Annotated in this window: 34 protein-coding genes; 33 read left to right on the top strand and 1 reads right to left on the bottom strand. The window is 63.4% G+C overall.

The features are described 5' to 3' along the window. The 31 genes from K8I04_11945 to K8I04_11795 all read left to right on the top strand — a co-directional run. The coding region (locus tag K8I04_11945) for an elongation factor Tu (GenBank protein MBZ0072423.1) at positions 1-110 on the top strand (110 nt) is incomplete at its 5' end. Between the two features lie 85 nt (positions 111-195). Continuing rightward, on the top strand, positions 196-507 hold the full coding sequence (gene rpsJ, locus K8I04_11940) for a 30S ribosomal protein S10 (protein MBZ0072422.1): 312 nt from the start codon (positions 196-198) through the stop codon (positions 505-507). A gap of 85 nt (positions 508-592) precedes the next feature. Continuing rightward, positions 593-1,231, top strand: a complete 639-nt coding sequence (gene rplC, locus K8I04_11935) for a 50S ribosomal protein L3 (GenBank protein MBZ0072421.1) — start codon at positions 593-595, stop codon at positions 1,229-1,231. A 13-nt stretch (positions 1,232-1,244) separates the two neighbouring features. After that, positions 1,245-1,847 (top strand): 50S ribosomal protein L4, encoded by a 603-nt coding sequence (rplD, locus tag K8I04_11930; GenBank protein ID MBZ0072420.1) that lies wholly within the window; start codon positions 1,245-1,247, stop codon positions 1,845-1,847. Beyond that, entirely contained in the window at positions 1,844-2,140 is a 297-nt protein-coding gene (rplW, locus tag K8I04_11925) for a 50S ribosomal protein L23 (GenBank protein MBZ0072419.1), read from the top strand. Before rplD ends, rplW begins: the two co-directional genes overlap by 4 nt. A 42-nt stretch (positions 2,141-2,182) precedes the next feature. After that, positions 2,183-3,010, top strand: a complete 828-nt coding sequence (gene rplB / locus K8I04_11920; protein MBZ0072418.1) for a 50S ribosomal protein L2 — start codon at positions 2,183-2,185, stop codon at positions 3,008-3,010. Positions 3,011-3,029: 19 nt separating this feature from the next. Further along, a complete protein-coding gene (rpsS, locus tag K8I04_11915; protein ID MBZ0072417.1) occupies positions 3,030-3,302 on the top strand; it encodes a 30S ribosomal protein S19 in 273 nt (90 codons plus the stop codon). A gap of 13 nt (positions 3,303-3,315) precedes the next feature. Then, entirely contained in the window at positions 3,316-3,651 is a 336-nt protein-coding gene (gene rplV, locus K8I04_11910) for a 50S ribosomal protein L22 (GenBank protein MBZ0072416.1), read from the top strand. Positions 3,652-3,730: 79 nt separating this feature from the next. Further along, on the top strand, positions 3,731-4,411 hold the full coding sequence (gene rpsC, locus K8I04_11905) for a 30S ribosomal protein S3 (GenBank protein ID MBZ0072415.1): 681 nt from the start codon (positions 3,731-3,733) through the stop codon (positions 4,409-4,411). Positions 4,412-4,427: 16 nt separating this feature from the next. Beyond that, the gene (gene rplP / locus K8I04_11900; GenBank protein MBZ0072414.1) at positions 4,428-4,841 is read left to right on the top strand and encodes a 50S ribosomal protein L16; all 414 of its coding nucleotides are present in this window, start codon (positions 4,428-4,430) and stop codon (positions 4,839-4,841) included. Further along, the gene (gene rpmC, locus K8I04_11895) at positions 4,841-5,044 is read left to right on the top strand and encodes a 50S ribosomal protein L29 (GenBank protein ID MBZ0072413.1); all 204 of its coding nucleotides are present in this window, start codon (positions 4,841-4,843) and stop codon (positions 5,042-5,044) included. Before rplP ends, rpmC begins: the two co-directional genes overlap by 1 nt. Continuing rightward, the gene (rpsQ, locus tag K8I04_11890) at positions 5,041-5,301 is read left to right on the top strand and encodes a 30S ribosomal protein S17 (GenBank protein ID MBZ0072412.1); all 261 of its coding nucleotides are present in this window, start codon (positions 5,041-5,043) and stop codon (positions 5,299-5,301) included. Before rpmC ends, rpsQ begins: the two co-directional genes overlap by 4 nt. A gap of 63 nt (positions 5,302-5,364) precedes the next feature. After that, complete coding sequence (rplN, locus tag K8I04_11885; protein MBZ0072411.1) at positions 5,365-5,733, top strand: 50S ribosomal protein L14; 369 nt, start codon at positions 5,365-5,367, stop codon at positions 5,731-5,733. Between the two features lie 18 nt (positions 5,734-5,751). Beyond that, a complete protein-coding gene (gene rplX / locus K8I04_11880; protein MBZ0072410.1) occupies positions 5,752-6,069 on the top strand; it encodes a 50S ribosomal protein L24 in 318 nt (105 codons plus the stop codon). Positions 6,070-6,086: 17 nt separating this feature from the next. Beyond that, complete coding sequence (rplE, locus tag K8I04_11875) at positions 6,087-6,626, top strand: 50S ribosomal protein L5 (GenBank protein MBZ0072409.1); 540 nt, start codon at positions 6,087-6,089, stop codon at positions 6,624-6,626. A gap of 13 nt (positions 6,627-6,639) precedes the next feature. Continuing rightward, complete coding sequence (rpsN, locus tag K8I04_11870; protein ID MBZ0072408.1) at positions 6,640-6,945, top strand: 30S ribosomal protein S14; 306 nt, start codon at positions 6,640-6,642, stop codon at positions 6,943-6,945. Positions 6,946-6,979: 34 nt separating this feature from the next. Beyond that, positions 6,980-7,375: a 30S ribosomal protein S8 gene (gene rpsH, locus K8I04_11865; GenBank protein ID MBZ0072407.1), complete on the top strand. Its 396-nt coding sequence runs from the start codon at positions 6,980-6,982 to the stop codon at positions 7,373-7,375. Between the two features lie 12 nt (positions 7,376-7,387). Then, complete coding sequence (gene rplF / locus K8I04_11860; protein MBZ0072406.1) at positions 7,388-7,921, top strand: 50S ribosomal protein L6; 534 nt, start codon at positions 7,388-7,390, stop codon at positions 7,919-7,921. A gap of 83 nt (positions 7,922-8,004) precedes the next feature. Then, entirely contained in the window at positions 8,005-8,358 is a 354-nt protein-coding gene (rplR, locus tag K8I04_11855; protein ID MBZ0072405.1) for a 50S ribosomal protein L18, read from the top strand. Positions 8,359-8,372: 14 nt separating this feature from the next. After that, on the top strand, positions 8,373-8,879 hold the full coding sequence (gene rpsE, locus K8I04_11850) for a 30S ribosomal protein S5 (protein ID MBZ0072404.1): 507 nt from the start codon (positions 8,373-8,375) through the stop codon (positions 8,877-8,879). 3 nt (positions 8,880-8,882) lie between these two features. Next, on the top strand, positions 8,883-9,071 hold the full coding sequence (gene rpmD / locus K8I04_11845) for a 50S ribosomal protein L30 (GenBank protein ID MBZ0072403.1): 189 nt from the start codon (positions 8,883-8,885) through the stop codon (positions 9,069-9,071). A 1-nt stretch (position 9,072) separates the two neighbouring features. Beyond that, on the top strand, positions 9,073-9,507 hold the full coding sequence (rplO, locus tag K8I04_11840; protein ID MBZ0072402.1) for a 50S ribosomal protein L15: 435 nt from the start codon (positions 9,073-9,075) through the stop codon (positions 9,505-9,507). Next, entirely contained in the window at positions 9,508-10,863 is a 1,356-nt protein-coding gene (gene secY, locus K8I04_11835; GenBank protein ID MBZ0072401.1) for a preprotein translocase subunit SecY, read from the top strand. Between the two features lie 66 nt (positions 10,864-10,929). Beyond that, the gene (rpmJ, locus tag K8I04_11830; protein MBZ0072400.1) at positions 10,930-11,043 is read left to right on the top strand and encodes a 50S ribosomal protein L36; all 114 of its coding nucleotides are present in this window, start codon (positions 10,930-10,932) and stop codon (positions 11,041-11,043) included. Positions 11,044-11,214: 171 nt separating this feature from the next. Then, the gene (gene rpsM, locus K8I04_11825) at positions 11,215-11,571 is read left to right on the top strand and encodes a 30S ribosomal protein S13 (GenBank protein ID MBZ0072399.1); all 357 of its coding nucleotides are present in this window, start codon (positions 11,215-11,217) and stop codon (positions 11,569-11,571) included. A 72-nt stretch (positions 11,572-11,643) separates the two neighbouring features. Continuing rightward, positions 11,644-12,033 carry a 30S ribosomal protein S11 gene (gene rpsK / locus K8I04_11820; protein ID MBZ0072398.1) on the top strand — a complete coding sequence of 130 codons (390 nt, stop codon included), beginning with the start codon at positions 11,644-11,646 and terminating at the stop codon, positions 12,031-12,033. A 28-nt stretch (positions 12,034-12,061) separates the two neighbouring features. Next, positions 12,062-12,688: a 30S ribosomal protein S4 gene (gene rpsD / locus K8I04_11815; protein ID MBZ0072397.1), complete on the top strand. Its 627-nt coding sequence runs from the start codon at positions 12,062-12,064 to the stop codon at positions 12,686-12,688. 24 nt (positions 12,689-12,712) lie between these two features. Then, a complete protein-coding gene (gene rpoA / locus K8I04_11810) occupies positions 12,713-13,711 on the top strand; it encodes a DNA-directed RNA polymerase subunit alpha (GenBank protein ID MBZ0072396.1) in 999 nt (332 codons plus the stop codon). 108 nt (positions 13,712-13,819) lie between these two features. Continuing rightward, entirely contained in the window at positions 13,820-14,206 is a 387-nt protein-coding gene (gene rplQ / locus K8I04_11805; GenBank protein MBZ0072395.1) for a 50S ribosomal protein L17, read from the top strand. A 313-nt stretch (positions 14,207-14,519) separates the two neighbouring features. Beyond that, positions 14,520-15,266: an SAM-dependent chlorinase/fluorinase gene (locus K8I04_11800; protein ID MBZ0072394.1), complete on the top strand. Its 747-nt coding sequence runs from the start codon at positions 14,520-14,522 to the stop codon at positions 15,264-15,266. After that, positions 15,263-16,381, top strand: a complete 1,119-nt coding sequence (locus tag K8I04_11795; GenBank protein MBZ0072393.1) for a hypothetical protein — start codon at positions 15,263-15,265, stop codon at positions 16,379-16,381. The genes K8I04_11800 and K8I04_11795 overlap by 4 nt, the downstream gene beginning before the upstream one ends. A 4-nt stretch (positions 16,382-16,385) precedes the next feature. On the opposite strand, the gene uvrA is transcribed toward K8I04_11795, so the two are convergent. Beyond that, positions 16,386-19,331, bottom strand: coding sequence for an excinuclease ABC subunit UvrA (gene uvrA / locus K8I04_11790; protein MBZ0072392.1), 2,946 nt, complete (start codon positions 19,329-19,331; stop codon positions 16,386-16,388). Between the two features lie 102 nt (positions 19,332-19,433). On the opposite strand from uvrA, the gene K8I04_11785 reads away from it, so the two are divergent. Next, positions 19,434-20,795, top strand: a complete 1,362-nt coding sequence (locus K8I04_11785) for an MFS transporter (protein ID MBZ0072391.1) — start codon at positions 19,434-19,436, stop codon at positions 20,793-20,795. 155 nt (positions 20,796-20,950) lie between these two features. After that, positions 20,951-21,406: a single-stranded DNA-binding protein gene (gene ssb, locus K8I04_11780; protein MBZ0072390.1), complete on the top strand. Its 456-nt coding sequence runs from the start codon at positions 20,951-20,953 to the stop codon at positions 21,404-21,406. The last annotated feature ends 234 nt before the right edge of the window (positions 21,407-21,640 follow it).

Raw genomic sequence — 21,640 nt, 5'->3', positions numbered from 1 at the left:
TGACGGTGTCGCTGATCGCGCCGATCGCGATGGAAGAGGGTCTGCGTTTTGCGATCCGCGAAGGTGGCCGCACCGTCGGCGCCGGCGTGGTGGCGAAGATCATTGAATAAGATGCAAGAGACAAGAGGCAAGATACAAGTCAAGACCGTTTGGACTTGTAACTTGTCTCTTGCAACTTGTATCTGAGGTTTTGACATGGCAAACCAAAGAATTCGTATCCGCCTGAAGGCCTTCGATCATCGTCTGATCGACCAGTCGGCGCGTGAGATCGTCGAGACGGCCAAGCGCACCGGTGCTCAGGTGCGCGGTCCGATCCCGTTGCCGACCAAGATGGAGCGTTTCACCATCCTGACCTCGCCGCACGTCAATAAGGACGCGCGCGACCAGTATGAGATCCGCACCCACAAGCGCCTGATGGACATTGTGGATCCAACGGACAAGACCGTGGATGCGCTGATGAAGCTGGATCTGGCTGCCGGCGTGGACGTGCAGATCAAACTGAATTAATGGGAATCCGTAGGGGCGGCCTCCGGTCGCGAACTGTGTACAGGACGAGTCGCGGGCAAGCCCGCTCCTACAAGAGGTAACAGACATGACAATCGGTGTCGTAGGACGTAAAGCGGGGATGACGCGGATCTTCACGGAGGACGGTGCGTCCGTGCCTGTGACCGTGATCGAGGTGGAGCCGAACCGCGTGGCCCAGCTCAAGACCGTGGAGACCGATGGCTATCGCGCCGTGCAGGTCACCGTGGGTACCCGTCGCGCGACGCGCGTGACCAAGCCGCTGGGCGGTCACTTCGCCAAGGCCAATGTGCAGCCCGGGCGCGGCCTCTGGGAGTTCCGTCTGGCCGAGGGTGAGGGTGCGGATCTGGCCGTGGGCGCGGAGCTCAAGGCGGATCTGTTCGCGGCCGGCCAGAAGGTCGACGTGACCGGTACCACCATCGGCAAGGGTTTCGCCGGCACCATCAAGCGGTACAACTTCACCATGGGCGACGCCACTCATGGCAACTCGCTGTCACACCGTTCCGCGGGCTCGATCGGTCAGAATCAGTCGCCGGGCCGCGTGTTCAAGGGCAAGAAGATGGCCGGGCACATGGGCAACGTGCGCCGCGCCGCGCAGAACCTCGAAGTGGTACGCGTGGACGCCGAGCGCAATCTTATTCTGGTCAAGGGCGCGGTGCCCGGGGCCAAAGGCGGCGACCTGATCGTCCGTCCGGCGGTCAAGGGTTAAGGGGGGCGCAGAGATGGAACTGCAGGTCACAGGTGGTACGTCCGTCGCCGTCTCCGCGGCGACCTTCGGGCGCGAATTCAATGAGGCACTGGTTCACCAGGTCGTGACGGCCGTGCTGGCTGGCGCCCGCCAGGGCACCAAGGCCCAGAAGACCCGTTCTGAGGTTCGCGGCGGCGGTGCCAAACCGTGGCGACAAAAGGGGACAGGACGCGCGCGTTCTGGTACCATTCGCAGCCCGCTGTGGCGGGGTGGTGGCACGACCTTCGCCGCGCGTCCGCGCGACTATACGCAGAAGGTCAACAAGAAGATGTACCGGGGTGCGATGGCCTCGATCTTGTCGGAGCTGCTGCGTCAGGGTCGTCTGGTTGTAGTGGAATCCTTCACGGTATCCGCCCCCAAGACGAAGGAACTGGTTGCCAAGCTCAAAGAGATGGCGTTGGATGACGTGTTGATCGTCAACGACGACGCCGACATGAATCTCTACCTCGCCGCACGCAATCTGTATCACGTGGGTGTGTGTGATTCCGTGAGTGCGGATCCGGTTAGTCTGGTGGGCTTCGGTACGGTGCTGATGACGGTCGATACGCTGAAGCGTTTCGAGGAGAGGCTGGCATGAGTAACGCACGTTTGATGAAGGTGTTGCTGGCGCCGCTGATGTCCGAGAAGACCACGCGCCTGGCCGACCGCAATCGCCAGTACGCATTCAAGGTGGTTTCGGATGCGACCAAGCCGGAGATCCGGCAGGCGGTCGAGATGCTGTTCGACGTGAAGGTCACGGGCGTGCAGGTCTCTAACGTGCCCGGCAAGATCAAGCGTTTCGGTCAGACCTTCGGCAAGCGGTCTGACTGGAAGAAGGCCTTCGTGACTTTGGCCGAAGGCAGCGATATCAATTTCATGGGAGCCGAGTGATCACCTGTAGGTGGATCGCTCAACTGAGCAAGGTTTTGAGTGATGGCTATCGTTAAAGCAAAACCGACATCCGCTGGCCGCCGCTTCGTCGTGCGGTCGGTCACCGCGGGCCTGCACAAGGGTGACCCCTTCGCTGCGCTGGTCGAAAAGCAGACCAAGACGGGTGGGCGCAACAATGACGGGCGCATCACGACCCGTCATCGGGGTGGCGGTCACAAGCAGAAGTACCGGGTCATCGACTTCAAGCGCAACAAGGACGGCATCGCCGGCCGGGTTGAACGCCTGGAATACGACCCGAACCGCAGCGCGCATATCGCGCTGGTGCTGTACGCTGACGGTGAGCGCCGTTATATCCTGGCCCCGAAGGGCCTGGAGGCCGGCATGCCGGTACTGTCGGGCACCACCGCCCCGATCAAACCGGGTAGCGCCATGCCGTTGCGCAACATCCCGGTCGGCACCGAGGTGCATAACATCGAGATGAAGGCCGGCAAGGGTGGGCAGATCGCTCGCAGCGCCGGTACCGCGGCCCAATTGGTCGCACGCGAAGGCGACTACGCCAGCCTGCGTCTGCGCTCGGGTGAGATCCGCAAGGTGCATTGCGAATGCCGCGCAACCATCGGTGAAGTCGGTAATTCCGAGCATAGCCTGCGTTCATTGGGCAAGGCGGGCGCGGCGCGCTGGCGGGGTGTCCGACCCACCGTGCGCGGCGTGGTCATGAACCCGGTCGACCATCCGCATGGTGGCGGTGAAGGCCGTACCTCCGGCGGCCGGCACCCGGTATCACCGTGGGGCATGCCGACGAAGGGCTACAAGACACGCAAGAACAAGCGTACCGACAGCATGATCGTCCGCCGGCGTAACAAGAAATAAGTATTGAGAGGTCGTAAACGTGCCACGTTCAGTGAAAAAAGGGCCTTTCGTTGACCTGCACCTCGCCAAGAAGGTCGAGGAGGCGGTTGCTACGAACAGCAAGAGGCCGATCAAGACCTGGTCGCGCCGTTCCATGGTGATGCCAGATATGGTCGGTCTGACCATCGCGGTGCACAACGGACGGCAGCACGTACCGGTGCTGGTCAACGAAAACATGGTCGGTCACAAGCTCGGCGAATTCGCGGCGACCCGTACCTTCAAGGGTCATGTGGCCGACCGGAAGTCGAGGTAAGGGAGAACTCCGAATGCAAGTCAGTGCCAAATTGCGCTTTGCGCGGATTTCGCCCCAGAAATGCCGACTCGTGGCCGACCAGGTCCGTGGTCTGCCGGTGGAGCGCGCGCTGCAGACGCTGATGTTCAGCAACAAGAAGGCGGCCGGCATGGTCCGCAAGGTGTTGGAATCGGCGATCGCGAATGCCGAACACAACGAAGGTGCCGACATCGACGAGTTGAAGGTCGCAGTGATCTGCGTCGACGAGGGTCCGACCCTGAAACGCATGCGGCCACGCGCCAAGGGTCGCGGCAACCGCATCATCAAGCGCATGAGTCACATCACGGTGACCGTGGGCGACACGAAGTAACGCCAGAGTCGGCGGCGGCTTTCAGTGTCTGGTCCCGAGGGATCAGACCGCTAAAACTGGATACGAGAGAGAACTCGGAATGGGTCAGAAAGTACATCCAACAGGCATCCGCCTGGGCATCGTCAAGGACTGGACGTCCACATGGTTCGCGGACTCCCGCAACTATGCTGACTATCTGAACAAGGACATCGAGATCCGCGACTTCATCAAGAAGAAGCTCGCGCACGCCTCGGTGAGCCGGATTCAGATTTCGCGCCCGGCACGCAATGCCATGATTACCGTACATACGGCCCGCCCCGGCATCGTTATCGGCAAGAAGGGCGAGGATATCGAAGCGCTGCGCAAGCTTGTGTCGGCGAAGATGGGCATTCCGGTGCATATCAACATCGAGGAAGTGCGCAAGCCCGAACTCGATGCCCAACTGGTGGCCGAGAGCGTGGCTCAGCAGCTGGAGCGCCGCATCATGTTTCGTCGCGCCATGAAGCGTGCCGTGACCAACGCCATGCGCCTGGGCGGCCAGGGCATCCGTATCAATGTCGCCGGTCGCTTGAATGGCGCCGAGATCGCACGTAGCGAGTGGTACCGTGAAGGTCGTGTGCCGCTGCACACCCTGCGTGCCGATATCGACTACGGTTTCGCGGAGGCCCACACCACCTATGGAATCATCGGTGTGAAAGTCTGGGTCTTCAAGGGCGAGATATTCGACTCCGCGGATCAGAGCGTCGAGGCGGAGTCCGCGAAGAAGGCGGCGGGCAAGTAAGGGGAGCAGTTAAACCATGTTGCAGCCGAAAAGAACCAAATTCCGCAAGCAGCACAAGGGCCGCAATACCGGCCTGGCGACTTCGGGCAACCGCGTGAGCTTTGGTGAGTTCGCGCTCAAGGCGACCACCCGCGGCCGTATCACGGCACGCCAGATCGAGGCGGCGCGCCGGGCAATCACCCGTCATGTCAAGCGCGGCGGCAAAATCTGGATCCGCGTATTCCCAGACGTGCCGATTACCAAAAAGCCCCTGGAAGTGCGTATGGGCAGCGGCAAGGGCAACGTCGAGTACTGGGTGGCCCGGATTCAGCCCGGCCGCGTGCTGTATGAGATTGAGGGTGTGACCGAAGAGATTGCCCGCGAGGCGTTTCGTCTGGCCGCGGCCAAGCTGCCCGTGCAGACCACCTTCACGACCCGGACGGTGATGTGATGAACGCGAGTGAACTGAGAACCAAGACTGCCGCGGAGCTGCGCGAAGAGTTGAACGGTTTGTTGCGCGAGGAATTCAATCTGCGGATGCAGCGTGCGACCGGTCAGCTGGCCCGTCCGCACCACTTCCAACGTGTGCGCAAGGATATCGCCCGTATCAAGACGGTGCTGAACGAACAAGCCAACGCAGGTGACGCAGCATGAGCGCGAACGACAAGATCGAGCGTACGCTCACCGGCCGTGTGGTGAGCAACAAGATGAACAAGTCCATCACAGTGCAGATCGACCGCGTGGTCCGGCATCCGGTGTACGGCAAGTACATCCGCCGCTCCAGCAAGATCCACGTGCATGATGAAAACAACCAGTGTCAGGAAGGCGACCTGGTGACGATCCGCCAGTGCCGGCCGGTCTCCAAGACCAAGTCCTGGATGCTGGTGGAAGTGGTCGAACAGGCGAGCTGACAGGGCAGGCCCGGCGGGCTTGATTGATACAGTTTTCAGTAAATTGCTGGTCAGGATTAAACCATGATTCAGATGCAGACCATGTTGTTCGCTGCGGATAACAGCGGGGCCCGCCAGGTGCAGTGCATCAAGGTGCTGGGCGGCTCGCACCGTCGCTATGCCGGTATCGGCGACGTGATCAAGGTCAGCGTGAAGGAAGCGATTCCGCGTGGCAAGGTCAAGAAGGGTGAGGTGTACAGTGCGGTAGTCGTGCGTACACGCAAGGGCGTGCGTCGCCCCGACGGTTCGGTGGTACGCTTCGATACCAACGCGGCGGTGCTTTTGAATAATAAGTTGGAGCCTATCGGCACCCGTATATTCGGGCCGGTAACCCGTGAATTACGCAACGAGAAGTTCATGAAGATCGTCTCGCTTGCTCCAGAAGTGCTTTAAGGCAGATAGGGTTTCGTCATGCGCAGGGTCAAGAAAGGCGACGAGGTGATCGTCATTGCAGGTCGCGACAAGGGCAAGCGCGGTTCCGTGCTGCGTATCGTCGACGAAGAGCGATTGATCATCGAGAACGTGAATATCGTGAAGCGTCATACGCGCCCGAACCCTCAGGCCGGCGTGCCGGGCGGCATCATCGAGCGGGAGGCGGCCATCCATACCTCCAATGTGATGCTGTACAATCCGCAGTCCAAGAAGGGTGACCGCGTGGGTATCCGGACGTTGGAAGACGGTCGGAAGGTTCGGTATTTCAAGTCCACGAATGAAGTCGTGGACGTCTGAGCAGACAGGTTGGAGCCATGGCGAGATTGCACCAGCACTACCAGGACACTGTGATCAAACAGCTCATGGAGCAGTTTGGCTACAAGAACGTCATGGAAGTGCCCAGAATTACCAAGATCAGCTTGAACATGGGTGTCGGCGAGGCGGCCGGTGACAAGAAGATCATCGAGAACGCCGTCGGCGACATGGAGAAGATCGCCGGGCAGAAGGCGGTGGTAACTCACGCCCGCAAGGCGGTTGCCGGCTTCAAGATTCGCGAAGGCTGGCCCATCGGCTGCAAGGTGACTCTGCGCCGCACACGCATGTATGAGTTCCTGGACCGGCTGATCACCATCGCCATCCCGCGCATCCGCGACTTTCGCGGGTTGAACGGCAAGTCATTCGACGGCCGTGGTAACTACAGCATGGGCGTGCGCGAGCAGATCATCTTCCCGGAAATCGACTACGACAAGGTCGACGCCGTGCGCGGTATGGATATCACCATCACCACCACGGCCAAGACCGACGCGGAAGCCAGGGCGCTGCTGGCGGCGTTCAGCTTCCCGTTCCGCAACTGAGGACAGAGTTCAGATGGCAAAGAAATCGATGCAGGCCCGCGAGCTCAAGCGGATACAGACGGTTGCCAAGTACGCTGCCAAGCGTGCACAACTGAAAGAGGCCATTCGCGACCCACAGGCATCCTACGAGGAGCGTGTCGCTGCTGTCGCCCAGCTGCAGAAGCTGCCGCGCGATGCCAGCCCGTCGCGGATCCAGCGTCGTTGTCGTATCACCGGCCGGCCGCGCGCCGTGTACCGCAAGTTCGGTCTGTGCCGCAACAAGTTGCGCGAAGCCGCCATGCGCGGTGACGTCCCGGGCCTGGTAAAGGCCAGCTGGTAGACGCGGCGCGAATAGAAAATCGAGGATTCAGTAGATGAGCATGTCGGACCCAATCGCGGATTTCCTGACCCGCATCCGCAACGGCCAGGCGGCCAACAAGGCGCAGGTCACGATGCCCGCGTCCAAGGCCAAGCAGGCTGTGGCCAGTGTCCTCAAGAGTGAGGGCTATATCAGTGACTTCGTCGTACAGGACGTGGATCGCAAGCCGCAGCTGACCGTTACCCTCAAGTACTACGAGGGTCGGCCGGTGATCGAGTCGCTGCACCGTGTCAGCCGTCCGGGTCTGCGCATCTACAAAGGTAAGGACGAGCTGCCCAGGGTACTGGGCGGTCTGGGTGTCGCCATCGTATCCACCTCCAAGGGTGTGATGACCGACCGTGAAGCGCGCGCCCTCGGCGAGGGTGGCGAGGTGCTGTGCACCGTTTGCTGATAGGGCAGAGCCATGTCGAGAGTTGCCAAAAAACCTGTTGAGCTGCCGAAGGGCGTCGAGATCACCGTCAATGGTGCCGATGTGACTGTGAAGGGCCCGAAGGGCAGCCTGCAGCAGAAGTTACACCACCTGGTCGAGATGAAGCAGGACGGTACCCAGCTGATCTTCGCTGCGCGTAATGCTGAGCCGGGCGCCTGGGCGCAGGCCGGCACGGCGCGTGCGCTGGTGGATAATCTGGTGACCGGGGTGAGCAAGGGCTTCGAGCGCAAGCTGGAACTGATCGGCGTCGGCTACCGCGCCCAGGCCCAGGGCAAGACGCTGAATCTGACGCTGGGCTTCTCCCACCCGGTGAATTATGCGGTCCCGGAGGGTGTCACCATCGAGACGCCGAGCCAGACCGAGATCATCGTGCGCGGCAGCAATCGTCAGCAGGTCGGGCAGGTCGCCGCGGACATACGCGCGTACCGTCCGCCGGAGCCCTACAAGGGCAAGGGTGTGAAATATTCTGACGAGGTCATTGCGCGGAAGGAAGCGAAGAAGAAGTAATTCGCTGAGTTTGAATCGAAGGTGTCCGGATGGGCCTGCACAGGGCGTCACACCGGGCTGGATCAGGTCCCAAGGTGGTATTTATGGACAAGAAGACGACACGTTTGCGCCGCGCCCGCAAGACCCGGGCACGCATCCACGAGACGGGTGCTTTCCGGTTGTGCATCTTACGCACGCCGCGGCATATGTACGCCCAGATCATCGCGCCCAACGGCGACCAGGTCGTCGCTGCGGCGTCGACGCTGGACAAGCAATTGCGCAGCGACCTGGCGTACACCGGCAATGCCGGCGCGGCGGTCGCGGTCGGCACGCTGATCGCCGAGAAGGCCAAGGCGGCGGGCGTCACCAGGGTGGCGTTCGACCGTTCCGGATTTAAGTACCACGGCCGAGTGAAGGCGCTGGCGGATGCCGCCCGTGAAGCCGGCCTCCAATTTTAAGGGTAGATTGAATCATGTCGAGTGTTGACTCACAGGCTCAGAGTGACGGCCTTCTCGAGAAACTGGTCGCAGTGAATCGTGTGGCCAAGGTCGTGAAGGGCGGACGCCAATTCGGTTTCGCTGCACTGACGGTGGTCGGCGATGGCAAGGGCCGGGTGGGCTTCGGCACGGGCAAGGCGCGTGAGGTGCCCGTTGCGATCCAGAAGGCGATGGACAGCGCACGCCGCAACATGCGCGCCATCAACCTGCGCGAAGATACGCTGCAGTATGCCGTGAACGGCATCCACGGCGCGGCCAAGGTCTACATGCAGCCGGCCTCTGAAGGTACCGGCATCATCGCCGGCGGCGCCATGCGCGCGGTGCTCGAAGTGCTGGGCGTCAAGGACGTGCTGGCCAAGTGCATCGGTTCCAACAACCCGACCAATGTCGTACGTGCCACCATCAACGGTCTGGAGCGGATGCATACGCCCGAGCAGATCGCGGCCAAGCGCGGCAAGTCAGTGAAGGAAATCCTGGGGTAAGTCATGGCCGCTCAGAAGAAGCTCAAAGTCACTCTGGTACGCAGCCTCAATGGCCGCGTCCAGAAGCACAAGGCATGCGTTTCCGGCCTCGGCCTGCGCCGCATGCACCACAGCGTGGAAGTGATCGATACGCCGGAAATACGCGGCATGATCAACAAGGTTTCGTATATGTTGCAGGTTGAGGAAGCGTGACATGCGGCTGAACACCATCAAACCCGGCGCCGGCAGCAAGCCGTCGCCCAAGCGCGTCGGTCGCGGCATCGGTTCCGGCCTGGGCAAGACCTGCGGCCGTGGCCATAAGGGCCAGCACTCGCGTGCCGGCGGCTTCCGCAAGGTCGGTTTCGAAGGCGGCCAGATGCCGCTGCAGCGTCGCCTGCCGAAGGTGGGCTTCCGGTCACGCATCGGTCGCACGCGTGCGGAAGTCCGGCTCCATGAGCTGGCCAAGGTCGACGCCGAGGTCATCGATCTGCTGGCGCTGAAGGCGGCCGGCCTGATCGGTGAAGAGATCCAGCTGGCCAAGGTCATCCTGGCGGGTGAGTTGACCAAGCCCGTGAATTTGAGAGGCGTCGGCGTGACCAAGGGTGCGCGTGCCGCAATCGAGGCGGCCGGCGGCAAGGTCGAAGACTAAGTGGCAAGCCCGGCCTCGACACTGGCAGGAACCGTCGGCGACCTGGGCAAACTCAAGGAGTTACGCCAGCGTCTGCTGTTCGTGCTGGGGGCCATGATCGTCTATCGCCTCGGCACCTTCATTCCGGTGCCGGGTATCGATCCGCATGTGCTCGCATCACTGGCCGATCAGCAGCGCGGGACCATCCTGGACATGTTCAACATGTTCTCGGGCGGCGCGCTGGAACGTCTCTCGATGTTCGCGCTGGGAATCATGCCGTACATCTCGGCGTCGATCATCATCCAGCTGCTGACCGTGACGGTGCCGAGTCTGGAGCAGCTGAAGAAGGAAGGCGAGGCCGGGCGACGCAAGATCACGCAGTACACGCGCTACAGTACGGTCGGCCTGGCCACGCTGCAGGCCGTTGGCATCGCGGTGGGCCTGCAAGGGCAGTCATTCGGCAACGCGCCACTGGTGATCGCGGCCGGTCCGGCGTTCGTACTGACGACTGTGGTGACACTGGTCACCGGCACCATCTTCTTGATGTGGCTGGGCGAACAGATCACCGAGCGCGGTGTCGGTAACGGCATCTCGATCATCATTTTCGCGGGCATCGTGGCCGGTCTGCCGGCGGCGATCGGTGGGACGCTGGAACTGGCGCGCACGGGTGAACTGAACATTCTGGCGATTCTGTTCCTGTTCGCCCTCGCATTGGCGGTGACGGCCTTCGTGGTGTTCGTCGAGCGCGGCCAGCGACGCATCACCGTGAATTATGCACGACGGCAGCAGGGGCGTCAGGTGTACGCGGCGCAGAGCACCCATCTGCCGCTGAAGCTGAACATGGCGGGCGTGATCCCGCCGATCTTCGCCTCGAGCATCATCCTGTTCCCGGCGACCTTGGGCAGTTGGTTCGGGGCCAGCGAAGGCATGGGCTGGATGAAGGACCTCGCGAGCACGCTGTCGCCCGGGCAGCCGCTGTATGTGCTGATGTATGCGCTGGCGATCATATTCTTCTGCTTTTTCTACACCGCGCTGGTGTTCAACGCGCGGGAAACGGCGGACAATCTGAAGAAGTCCGGTGCGTTCATCCCGGGGATCCGGCCGGGCGAACAGACGGCCCGTTACATCGACGGTGTGATGACCCGGCTGACACTGGCGGGTGCCATCTATATCACCGCGGTGTGCCTGATGCCGGAGTTCCTGATCCTGTACTGGAACGTACCATTCTATTTCGGTGGCACGTCCTTGCTGATCATTGTGGTGGTGGTCATGGACTTCATGGCCCAGGTGCAGGCCCATCTGATGTCTCATCAGTACGAGGGCCTGATGAAGAAGGCCAACCTGAAGAGCCAGGGCAAGACGGGGCTGTTGCGCTGAAAAATGCGGGCGGTGGCATGAGCGCCGGCGCCCGGTTGAAAGTTTGCTGACCAGTTGGGTGTCGTCATGAAAGTTAGAGCGTCTGTCAAAAGAATCTGCCGCAACTGCAAGATCGTCCGGCGCAAGGGCGTGGTGCGCGTGATCTGTAAGGATGCCCGCCACAAGCAGCGCCAGGGTTGAGCACATCCATGGGATGCCCGAGCCGCACTGCAGCCGCGCGCAACCGCCTGGCGGTCGTGCCGGGGATCGCGTCCAGGTGGCAGTCTGGTAATTGATTTTTTTCGACCTGCGGGGTACTCTTGCGCGTTTCCCGGTCGCAGGTTGTCTTGAGATCGTGTTAGGAGAGCCTGAATGGCCCGTATTGCTGGTATCAATATCCCGGTAAACAAGCACGCCGTCATCGCTTTGACGGCCATCTACGGCGTCGGCCGCGTCCGCGCGCAGGCGATCTGTGCCGCGACCGGCATCCCGCCGGACCGGAAGATCAAAGACCTGGCCGAAGGTGAGGTCGAGGCGCTGCGTACCGAAGTCGGCAAGTACATCGTCGAAGGCGATCTGCGCCGCACCGTATCCATGAGCATCAAGCGCCTGATGGATCTCGGCTGCTACCGTGGCCTGCGGCATCGCCGCGGCCTGCCGCTGCGCGGCCAGCGCACCCGTACCAATGCCCGTACCCGCAAGGGTCCGCGGCGCCCGATCCGCAAGTAGTCGTTCCGGGATACATGCAGCATCGCGAACCTGCCGGAAGACTCCGGCACTGAGAATCGAGACTAGGAACTTATGGCTAAACCGGCTCCCCGTACCAAGAAGAAGGTCAAGAAGAACGTCGTCGACGGCATCGTCCACGTCCATGCCTCCTTCAACAATACCATCATCACCGTCACCGATCGTCAGGGGAACGCACTGTCCTGGGCGACCGCCGGCGGTTCCGGTTTCCGCGGCTCGCGCAAGAGCACCCCGTTCGCAGCCCAGGTGGCGGCGGAGCGGGCCGCCAGGGCGGCCCAGGAATTCGGCCTGAAGAACGTCGAGGTGATGGTGAAGGGTCCCGGACCGGGCCGTGATTCCGCTGTCCGTGCGTTGCACACCGTCGGGTTCAAGGTCACCAATATCCAGGACGTGACCCCGATTCCGCATAATGGCTGCCGCCCACCGAAAAAGCGTCGCGTCTGAACATATAGAGAAGTTAGCTGGAGTCGAAATGGCAAAGTATACCGGTTCCAAATGCCGTCAGTGCCGCCGCGAAGGCGGCAAGCTGTTCCTGAAGGGCGAGAAGTGCTACATGAGCAAGTGCCCGGTGGAGAGCCGTCCGTTCCCACCCGGTCAGCACGGCCAGCGTCGCACCCGTCTGTCGGAGTACGCGGGTCAGCTGCGCGAGAAGCAGAAGCTGCGGCGCATCTATGGCGTGCTGGAAAACCAGTTCCACAGCTATTACGTCGAGGCCGCGCGCCGCAAGGGTTCGACCGGTGAAAACCTGTTGCAACTCCTCGAGTGCCGCCTTGACAACGTCGTGTATCGCATGGGTTTCGCAGTCTCACGTTCGGAGGCGCGCCAGCTCGTGCGCCACAACGCCGTGACCGTGAACGGCCGTAAGCTGAATATCCCTTCCGCGCAGGTGAGCCCGAACGATGTGATCGCGGTGTCGGAGAAGGCCCGCAAGCAGTCGCGCATCCAGAGTGCCGTCGACCTCGCACAGCAGCGGGGGGTGTCGGATTGGATGAACGTCGACGCGACGAAGATGGAAGGCGTCTTCAAATCACGACCGGAACGCAGCGAACTGCCGCCGGAGATCAACGAGCAGCTGGTGGTGGAGCTGTACTCCAAGTAAGCGATTCAGGAGAGAGGACTTTCCATGCAAGGCAAGGTCAACGAATTCCTCAAGCCGCGCATTGTCGACATCCAGACGATCAATGAGCGGCATGCCAAGGTCACGATCGAACCGCTGGAGCGCGGTTTCGGTCATACCCTTGGCAATGCGTTACGCCGTATTCTGCTGTCGTCCATGCCGGGCGCGGCGGTGGTGAACGTCGAAATCGAGGGCGTCCTGCATGAGTATTCGACCATCGAAGGTGTGCAGGAGGATGTCATCGATATCCTGCTGAACCTGAAGGGTCTGGCGCTCAAGATGCACAGCCGCGATGAGACCGTGCTCACCCTGAAGAAGAAGGGTCCGGGTGTGGTGACCGCCGGCGACATCGCCCTGGACCACGACGTCGAGATCATGAATCGGGACCATGTCATCGCCAACCTGACCAAGGCAGGCGAACTGAACATGAGCCTGAAGCTCGCCAAGGGTCGCGGCTATCAGCCGGCCACGCAACGCGACGGCATTGAGGGCAGTGACCGTCCCATCGGCAGTCTGCAGCTGGACGCGTCCTTCAGCCCGGTCAGCAAGGTGACCTACGCGGTCGACCGGGCGCGTGTCGAGCAGCGCACCGACCTGGACAAGCTGGTCATCGACATCGAGACCAACGGTACCATCGATCCGGAAGAGGCCGTGCGCCGCGCCGCGACGATCCTGCAGGAACAGCTGTCGGTGTTCGTGGATCTGCAGGGCAAGGAGGTCGAACAGGTGGAGGCCCGTTCCGCCGATATCGATCCGATTCTGCTGCGCCCGGTCGACGACCTGGAGCTGACGGTGCGTTCGGCGAACTGCCTGAAGGCGGAGAGCATCTATTTCATCGGTGACCTGATACAGCGCACCGAGGTGGAATTGCTCAAGGCCCCGAACCTTGGCAAGAAGTCGCTCACCGAGATCAAGGATGTGCTGGCGTCGCATGGCCTGTCGCTGGGTATGCGCCTGGACAACTGGCCACCGGCCGGCCTGAGTCGAGAGAAGGTCAGCGCTTAATTCCGGGGATTCGGGAATTGGGATTCGGGATTCGGTTCGAACAAAATGGTTTGACGCCGAATCCCGGATCCTGAATGCCGAATCCCAAGTTTTCTTGAGGGTTTTACCATGCGTCACCGCAACACTGGACGGCAGCTCAGCCGCAACAGCAGTCACCGCAAGGCGATGCTGCGCAATATGACCACGTCGCTGTTGAATCATGAAGTGATCAAGACGACGGTGCCGAAGGCCAAGGAACTGCGCAAGGTCGCGGAGCCGCTCATCACACTGGCCAAGATCGACAGCGTCCACAAGCGCCGCATCGCCTTCGCGCGCCTGCGTGATCGCGACATGGTGACCAAGCTGTTCAACGAGTTGGGGCCGCGCTACAAGGAGCGTCCCGGTGGTTACCTGCGTATCCTGAAGATGGGCTTCCGTCCCGGCGACAAGGCCCCGATGGCCCTGGTCGAGCTGGTCGATCGTCCGGAGCCGGCGGCCGAAGCCGCCGCGGAGTAAGCGTACACGCGCTGTTGTGAAAGGCCGGGCATTGCCCGGCCTTTTTCGTTGCGGCTGGCTACGAACCCACGGATGCAGCATTGGTGAAAGGCCTGCTACCAAAAACTGTTGCAGCCACGGAAGCACACGGAAGGCACGGAAACAATGGATATTGCTGCAGCGTCTGTTCACCGCTCCCCGAGGGTGAAGATATCTGCGTGACGCCTTGACCTTGTCCGTGTTTTTCCGTGTGATTCTGTGGCAAATGTAGTTTTCAGGGCAGTGCGTTTCGTGGTTTTCGTCGCTATGGAAGTCGCTGTTCGGAGGGCGCGCCATGATCGTTACCGCCACAGATTTCGGCAGTACCGGACCCTACCTGGGGCAGATGAAGGCCGTGCTGGCGCGTGAGGCACCGGGCGTGACCGTGATCGATCTGTTTACTGATCTACCGGCCTTCGAGATCCAGGCAGCGGCGTACCTGCTGGCGGCGTATGTCGGGGAATTCGTGCCGGGTACGGTATTCCTCGCGGTCGTCGATCCCGGGGTGGGTGGTGCACGCCGTGCGGCTGTTGTCCGGGCCGACGGCCGCTGGTACGTCGGCCCGGACAACGGCCTGTTCAACGTCATCGCGCGCCGCGCGGCACAGTTGCAGTGGTGGGACATCGACTGGCGCCCGCGGCAGCTCTCGCATACCTTCCACGGCCGCGATCTGTTCGCGCCGGTCGCTGCGCGTCTCGCGCGCGGGGACAGCGTGCCGGGTCAGCCGGTGGAGCCCGCAACGCAACGGCTGCAGGACTGGCCGGCAGAGCTCGCCCGTATCGTGTATGTGGATCGCTACGGCAATCTGCTGAGCGGCATGCGCGCCGCCGGCGTGCGGGAGGAGGACATCCTCGAGGCGGGCGCACTGCGGCTGCGGCACGCGTGGACCTTCGCCGACGTCGAGCGTGGTCAGGCATTCTGGTACGGCAATGCCAACGGCCTGGTCGAGATTGCCGTCAATCAGGGTCGGGCGAGCGAGTTGGTCGGGTTGCACGTGGGGGACGCAGTGCGTTTCCAGGCGCGTCGCGGGGAGGGGGCATGAGCGCGCGGGTTCTCGTCGGGCTGGTGTTCGCCTCGCTGGCGGCGCTGTTCATGGGTCTGGCGGGTCAGTCGGCGCCGGCCGCGGTGTGGCGGCACGTGCTGTTCGCCATGGGCGTCATGCCGCTGATCCTGGGGGCGATGCTGTATTTCATCCCCGTGCTGACCCGCAGTACCACGGCGCGGGGTGCGGTGCTATTGCTGCCGCCGGTGGCCTTGGTGCTGGGTGTCGGTGCGGTGTTGGCGCTGCACCACCGGCCATCGCTGTTGCCTGGCATCGCGGCCGCGGCACTGCTGGTGGTCGCGCTGGAGATCGCCTGGGCCTGGCGGCGACGGGTGCGCAGCTTCGGTACACCGCACCCGGGCCTGGACTGGTACCTGTTCGCGCTGGCCGCCCTGGTCGTGGCGCTGGCGCTGATCGTCACGCGCGCCGTCTGGCCGGAGCAATGGGCGCTGACGCGCGTGCTGCATCTGCATCTCAACCTGTTCGGCTTTCTGGGGCTGACCGCCGTCGGTACCCTGCGGGTGCTGTTGCCGACGGCGCTCGGCGAACAGGATGCCCACGCCCTGCCATTCCTGCGCACCCAGTTGCCGTTCGCGGTCGCGGGTGCGGTGCTCATCGCCGTCGGGGCGGCATTCTGGCCCCCCGCGGCGTTCGCGGGTGCGGCTGCCTGGGCCTGGCCGGCGCTGGTGATGTTGCGGGCCATGGCACGCTACCGGCGGCCCTGGTGGTCGTCGCGCGGGGCGGGGATCGTGCTGGCGGCCGCCGCCGGCGGCTGGGTACTGGCAGTGGGCGCCGGGCTGGCACATGGATACGGGCTGATGAGCGCGGATGCGGCGCTCGCGCTGCTGGTGTATCTGTTCCTGCTGCCGTTGGTCACCGGCGCTACCAGCCATCTGCTGCCGATCTGGCGTTGGCCCGGGCGCGTGACGCCGGCGCACGCGGTGATGCGCGCGTGGTTGACCACCGGCGGCGGCCTGCGCGTGACGGCCTTCTGGGCGAGTGCTGCGTTGACCTTCGCCGGGGTCGGATTCGCACCACTGCCGGCCGCATTCGCTCTGGCTGTCTATCTGCTGCAGGTGTCGACGGCGTTCGTGCGCGTGCGCTCTGCCGCCTGAGGGATCAGCCGCGTGTCTTGGTGCGCGTCTTGGGCCGCGCTTGGGTCTGCGGCTGGGTCGGCGGCTCGGTCGGCGGTTTGGCCCGCGCCTTGACGCCACGTCGTGCCGGCGGCGCCGGCCTGGGTCCGGGGTTCAGCAGCGGCGCGAGAAACTGTCCGGTATAGGATTCAGGCACGTCTGCGATCGCCTCGGGCGTGCCCGCGGCGATGATCCGGCCGCCCTGGTCGCCGCCCTCCGGACCGAGGTCGATGACCCAGTCCGAGGTCTTGATGACATCCAGGTTGTGTTCGATGACCACAATGGTGTTGCCGTGATCGCGCAGTCGGTGCAGCACGGCGAGTAGCTGTTCGATATCGTGGAAATGCAGACCGGTGGTCGGCTCATCCAGGAGGTAGAGCGTATTGCCGGTATCGCGCTTGGAGAGTTCGCGCGCCAACTTGACGCGCTGCGCCTCGCCACCGGAGAGTGTGGTCGCGTTCTGGCCCAGGCGGATGTAGGAGAGTCCGACGTCCAAGAGTGTCTGCAACTTGCGGGCGATCACGGGCACGGCGTTGAAGAACACCAGCGCGTCCTCCACCGTCATCTCCAGTACCTCGTGGACATTCTTGCCCTTGTAACGGATCTCCAGCGTCTCGCGGTTGTAGCGCTGGCCATGACAGACGTCGCAGGGGACGTAGATGTCCGGCAGAAAGTGCATCTCCACCTTGATGACGCCATCCCCCTGGCAGGCCTCGCAGCGCCCACCCTTCACGTTGAAGCTGAAGCGCCCGACCTTGTAGCCGCGCGAGCGCGCCTCCTGGGTGCCGGCGAACAGGTCACGGATGGGCGTGAACAGGCCGGTGTAGGTGGCGGGGTTGGAGCGCGGCGTACGGCCGATGGGGCTCTGGTCGATGTCGACCACCTTATCGAACAGGTCCAGGCCTTCGATGGCGTCGCAGGGCGCCGGATCGGTCGCAGCATGGTTCAGTTCGCGTGCCGCATACGGATGCAGGGTGTCGTTGATGAGCGTGGACTTGCCGGAGCCCGAGACCCCGGTGATGCAGGTCATCAGACCCGCGGGGATGTCGACATCGATGCCCTTGAGGTTGTTGCCGCGTGCGCCGCGGATGCGCAACAGCCGGGCCGGATCGCGGGGCACGCGCTGGGCCGGCAGCGCGATGCGGCGCTGGCCGGAGAGATACTGGCCGGTCAGCGAGCGTGGGTCGGCCATGATCTCGGCCGGCGTGCCCTGTGCCACCACGCGGCCGCCGTGGACGCCCGCACCGGGGCCCATGTCGACGACATGATCGGCACTGCGGATGGCGTCCTCGTCGTGCTCCACCACGATTACGGTGTTACCCATATCGCGCAGGTCGGTGAGGGTGTTCAGCAGGCGCTGGTTGTCACGCTGGTGCAGGCCGATGGAGGGCTCGTCGAGGATGTACATCACGCCGACGAGGCCGGCGCCGATCTGACTGGCCAGACGGATACGCTGGGCCTCGCCGCCAGACAGTGTGTCGGCGCTGCGTTCCAGTGACAGATAGTCCAGGCCGACGTTGACCAGAAAGTTCAGGCGCTCACCGATCTCCTTGAGAATCCGCGCGGCGATCTCGCCGCGGCGGCCTTCCAGTTGCAGCCCGGCGAAGAACTGCCGGGCACGGCCCACCGGCAGGGCGGCCACGTCGGGCAACGCCCGGCCGGCGACGAACACATGCCGGGCCGAGCGATTCAGACGCGTGCCGGCGCAGTCGGGGCAGGGCCGCGTGCTCAGGTATTTCGCCAACTCGTCGCGCACCACGTTGGATTCCGTCTCGTGGTAACGGCGTTCCATGTTGGGGATGATGCCTTCGAACGCATGTCGGCGGGTGGCGAAGCCACTGCGCTCGGTGAGGTACTGGAATTCGATGGTCTCACGGCCCGAACCGTACAACACCACCTGACGGATCTTCTCCGCCAGGTCCTCGAACGGTGTCTCGATGTCGAAGCCGTAATGGTCGGCCAGTGAACTGATGAGTTGGAAGTAATAGGCGTTGCGCCGATCCCAGCCACGCACCGCGCCGCCGGCCAGGCTCAGCTGCGGGTGGGCGACGACGCGTGCCGGATCGAAATACTGTTTGACGCCCAGGCCGTCGCAGGTCGGACAGGCGCCGACGGGGTTGTTGAACGAGAACAGCCGCGGCTCGAGCTCGCTCAATGAATAGCCGCAGGTCGGGCAGGCGAACTTGGCGGAGAACACCAGCTCCTCGCGCCCCGGTTCGTCCATGAAGGCGACGCGCGCCAGGCCGTCGGACAGGCGCAGCGTGGTCTCGAAGGACTCCGCCAGGCGGATGGCCAGGTCGGAGCGCACCTTGACGCGGTCGACCACCACATCGATGCTGTGCTTGCGGCGCAGATCCAGCGTCGGCGGTTGGTCGAGTTCCACCAGCTTGCCATCGATACGTGCGCGTACGAAGCCCTGGGCACGCAACTCCTCCAGCACACCGACATGTTCCCCCTTGCGCCCCTGTACCACCGGCGCGAGCAGCATCAGGCGCGTGCCCTCGGGCAGGGCCAGCACCTGGTCGACCATCTGGCTGACGGTCTGGGCCTCCAGCACCGTGCCGTGGTCAGGGCACTGCGGCGTACCGACGCGCGCGAACAGCAGGCGCAGATAATCGTAGATCTCGGTGATGGTGCCGACCGTCGACCGTGGATTGTGCGAGGTGGACTTCTGCTCGATGGAGATGGCCGGCGACAGACCTTCGATATGGTCGATGTCCGGCTTCTCCATCATCGACAGGAACTGTCGGGCGTAGGCCGACAGCGACTCGACATAGCGGCGCTGGCCCTCGGCATAAATGGTGTCGAAGGCGAGCGAAGACTTGCCGGAGCCGGACAGGCCGGTGATGACGATCAGCTGGTCGCGCGGCAGCTCCAGGTCGATATTGGCAAGGTTGTGCGTGCGTGCGCCGCGTATGCGTATGCTGTTCATGTCGATTTTCGGCCCCCGGGGAACCTGCTACTATACGGCCCCTCATCTCGTTTGATCAAAGGAAGACCGGCAGTGAGTCTGTCCCCGGCCGAGCGCCATGGCATGACACCCGGAGAGTGGCGCGCGGCGGTGTCGCTGGCAGGCATCTTCTCCTTACGCATGCTGGGGCTGTTCATGGTCCTGCCGGTCTTCGCCCTCTACACCGAGAAGCTGCCGGGGGCCACCCCGGCCCTGATGGGGCTGGCCATCGGCGCCTACGGCATGACCCAGGCGCTGTTGCAGATCCCCTTCGGCCTCCTGTCAGACCGTCTCGGGCGCAAGCCGGTGATCGCGGCCGGTTTGCTGCTGTTCGCGCTGGGTAGCGTGGTGGCGGCCCTGGCCACCGATATCTATGGGGTGATCCTGGGCCGCGCGCTGCAGGGTTCCGGGGCCATCGCCGCCGCCGTGATGGCGCTGGCCGCCGACCTCACCCGCGAGGAGCAGCGCACCAAGGCCATGGCCGTCATCGGTATGAGCATCGGGCTGTCGTTTTCGGTCGCGCTGCTGGTCGGACCTGTCCTGGACCACTGGGTCGGCATCAGCGGCATCTTCTGGCTGACGGCGGTGCTCGCCTGCGTGGGTGTCGCGCTGCTCTATCTGCTGGTGCCGAACCCGGTCATCAGCCGTCCGCACCGCGATGCGGAACCCGTCCCCGGGCAGTTCCTGGCAGTGCTGCGCGATGCCGAGCTGCTGCGACTGGACTTCGGTATCCTCACCCTGCACATGGCGCTGACCGCGACCTTTACGGTCCTGCCGCTGATCCTGCGCGACCAGCTGGGGCTCCCCTCCGCCATGCACTGGAAGTTCTATCTTCCGGTACTGCTCTTGTCGGTGGTGGTGATGATCCCCTTCATCATCTATGCCGAGCGGCGCCGCAAGCTCAAGCCGGTGTTCCTGGGTGCCATCCTGACGGTGGCGCTGGCGCTGTTCGGGATGGCCTTCTGGCATCTGCAGCTCGTCCACGTGGCGTTGCTGGTCTTCCTCTTCTATGTCGGCTTCAACCTGCTCGAGGCCACGCTGCCGTCGCTGATCTCCCGGCTGGCACCGCCCGACAGCAAGGGTACGGCCATGGGGTTTTATTCCAGTTCACAGTTCTTCGGGGCCTTCCTCGGCGGGGCGATCGGCGGCTGGTTGCAGGGTCAGGCCGGGGTCACCGGGGTGTTCCTGTTCGCCGGCACCGCGACCGTGCTGTGGCTGCTGGTGGCGGCCCCCATGCGCAGCCCACGCTATCTCACCACCCACCTGCTCCAGGTCGGCAGGATGGACGCACCGCAGGCGCGGTTGCTGGCGCAGCGCCTCACCCTGGTGCGCGGTGTGGCCGAGGCCGTGGTCATCGGCGAGGAGGGCGTGGCCTATCTGAAAATCGATAAAAATGCCTTGGATGAGGAGGCGCTCGCGCGGGTGACCACGCCCGGCGGCCCGTGAGAGGCGCCCCGACCCGTGTGGCCGGGGGCGGTGGAACCCCGTATGATGTGCCCTGCCGCCCCGCTCCGGCGCACAGGGCGCCGGGGTGGCCCAGGGCGCTATTGGGACGATGCCGGGACGGTATCGAAACAGAATATTTTCGGTGGGAGGAGAACATGGCGCGCGGTGTGAACAAGGTCATTCTGGTCGGTAATCTGGGAAAGGATCCCGAGGTTCGTTACATGCCCAATGGCGGTGCGGTCGCCAACGTGGCGGTGGCGACCAGCGAACAATGGAAGGACAAGCAGACCGGTGAGCAGAAGGAACGCACCGAGTGGCATAACGTGGTCTTCTATCAGCGGCTCGCGGAGATCGTCGGCGAATACCTGAAGAAGGGTTCGCAGATCTATGTCGAAGGCAGCCTGCGCACCCGCAAGTGGCAGGACAAGAGCGGCAACGACCGCTACACGACCGAGATCATCGCCAGCGAAATGCAGATGCTGGGCGGCCGTGGTGGCGGTGGCAGCGCGGCATTCGGCGGCGGCAGCAAGGCCGCGAGCGGTAGCGGTAGCGGTGGTGGTGGTGACGAGGCACCGTTCAACGAAGGCTTCGACGACGATATTCCGTTTTAGAGTTGACGCTGGTCTGACAAGCGGGCGCGGCGCTGGCGTAGCCGTCAGCGCCGCCGAAGTGCCCCGGCCACTCCCAAGCGCACACCGGGCGGTGCGCTCATCGCATCCGACCGGACACCCCCGGAACCCCCCGTTTCCGCCCCACCATGATCTTTGCCTGCGTCGGTTTGAAGCTGACCCGCGGGCTTCAGGATAGCGGTAGGAACCAACCATGGGCGCCGGGCGGACTACCGG

It is taken from the genome of Gammaproteobacteria bacterium, from assembly GCA_019911805.1.
Taxonomy (GTDB): Bacteria; Pseudomonadota; Gammaproteobacteria; order Thiohalobacterales; family Thiohalobacteraceae; genus JAHJQQ01.
Note: the sequence above shows the minus strand (reverse complement) of the source record. Positions and strands in the feature narration are given on the sequence as shown.

Coding starts and splice junctions, on each gene's coding strand:
- rplE (MBZ0072409.1), top strand. CDS start 6,087: ATGGCGAGATTGCACCAGCACTACCAGGACACTGTGATCAAACAGCTC.
- K8I04_11800 (MBZ0072394.1), top strand. CDS start 14,520: ATGATCGTTACCGCCACAGATTTCGGCAGTACCGGACCCTACCTGGGG.
- rpsC (MBZ0072415.1), top strand. CDS start 3,731: ATGGGTCAGAAAGTACATCCAACAGGCATCCGCCTGGGCATCGTCAAG.
- rpsE (MBZ0072404.1), top strand. CDS start 8,373: ATGTCGAGTGTTGACTCACAGGCTCAGAGTGACGGCCTTCTCGAGAAA.
- rpsQ (MBZ0072412.1), top strand. CDS start 5,041: ATGAGCGCGAACGACAAGATCGAGCGTACGCTCACCGGCCGTGTGGTG.
- rplC (MBZ0072421.1), top strand. CDS start 593: ATGACAATCGGTGTCGTAGGACGTAAAGCGGGGATGACGCGGATCTTC.
- rpsD (MBZ0072397.1), top strand. CDS start 12,062: ATGGCAAAGTATACCGGTTCCAAATGCCGTCAGTGCCGCCGCGAAGGC.
- rplQ (MBZ0072395.1), top strand. CDS start 13,820: ATGCGTCACCGCAACACTGGACGGCAGCTCAGCCGCAACAGCAGTCAC.
- rplV (MBZ0072416.1), top strand. CDS start 3,316: ATGCAAGTCAGTGCCAAATTGCGCTTTGCGCGGATTTCGCCCCAGAAA.
- ssb (MBZ0072390.1), top strand. CDS start 20,951: ATGGCGCGCGGTGTGAACAAGGTCATTCTGGTCGGTAATCTGGGAAAG.
- rpsK (MBZ0072398.1), top strand. CDS start 11,644: ATGGCTAAACCGGCTCCCCGTACCAAGAAGAAGGTCAAGAAGAACGTC.
- rpsN (MBZ0072408.1), top strand. CDS start 6,640: ATGGCAAAGAAATCGATGCAGGCCCGCGAGCTCAAGCGGATACAGACG.
- rpsH (MBZ0072407.1), top strand. CDS start 6,980: ATGAGCATGTCGGACCCAATCGCGGATTTCCTGACCCGCATCCGCAAC.
- K8I04_11795 (MBZ0072393.1), top strand. CDS start 15,263: ATGAGCGCGCGGGTTCTCGTCGGGCTGGTGTTCGCCTCGCTGGCGGCG.
- rpoA (MBZ0072396.1), top strand. CDS start 12,713: ATGCAAGGCAAGGTCAACGAATTCCTCAAGCCGCGCATTGTCGACATC.
- rpmJ (MBZ0072400.1), top strand. CDS start 10,930: ATGAAAGTTAGAGCGTCTGTCAAAAGAATCTGCCGCAACTGCAAGATC.
- rplB (MBZ0072418.1), top strand. CDS start 2,183: ATGGCTATCGTTAAAGCAAAACCGACATCCGCTGGCCGCCGCTTCGTC.
- rplW (MBZ0072419.1), top strand. CDS start 1,844: ATGAGTAACGCACGTTTGATGAAGGTGTTGCTGGCGCCGCTGATGTCC.
- rplF (MBZ0072406.1), top strand. CDS start 7,388: ATGTCGAGAGTTGCCAAAAAACCTGTTGAGCTGCCGAAGGGCGTCGAG.
- rpsM (MBZ0072399.1), top strand. CDS start 11,215: ATGGCCCGTATTGCTGGTATCAATATCCCGGTAAACAAGCACGCCGTC.
- rplX (MBZ0072410.1), top strand. CDS start 5,752: ATGCGCAGGGTCAAGAAAGGCGACGAGGTGATCGTCATTGCAGGTCGC.
- rpmC (MBZ0072413.1), top strand. CDS start 4,841: ATGAACGCGAGTGAACTGAGAACCAAGACTGCCGCGGAGCTGCGCGAA.
- rpmD (MBZ0072403.1), top strand. CDS start 8,883: ATGGCCGCTCAGAAGAAGCTCAAAGTCACTCTGGTACGCAGCCTCAAT.
- rplD (MBZ0072420.1), top strand. CDS start 1,245: ATGGAACTGCAGGTCACAGGTGGTACGTCCGTCGCCGTCTCCGCGGCG.
- rpsJ (MBZ0072422.1), top strand. CDS start 196: ATGGCAAACCAAAGAATTCGTATCCGCCTGAAGGCCTTCGATCATCGT.
- uvrA (MBZ0072392.1), bottom strand. CDS start 19,331: ATGAACAGCATACGCATACGCGGCGCACGCACGCACAACCTTGCCAAT.
- rplR (MBZ0072405.1), top strand. CDS start 8,005: ATGGACAAGAAGACGACACGTTTGCGCCGCGCCCGCAAGACCCGGGCA.
- rplN (MBZ0072411.1), top strand. CDS start 5,365: ATGATTCAGATGCAGACCATGTTGTTCGCTGCGGATAACAGCGGGGCC.
- K8I04_11785 (MBZ0072391.1), top strand. CDS start 19,434: ATGACACCCGGAGAGTGGCGCGCGGCGGTGTCGCTGGCAGGCATCTTC.
- rplO (MBZ0072402.1), top strand. CDS start 9,073: ATGCGGCTGAACACCATCAAACCCGGCGCCGGCAGCAAGCCGTCGCCC.
- rplP (MBZ0072414.1), top strand. CDS start 4,428: ATGTTGCAGCCGAAAAGAACCAAATTCCGCAAGCAGCACAAGGGCCGC.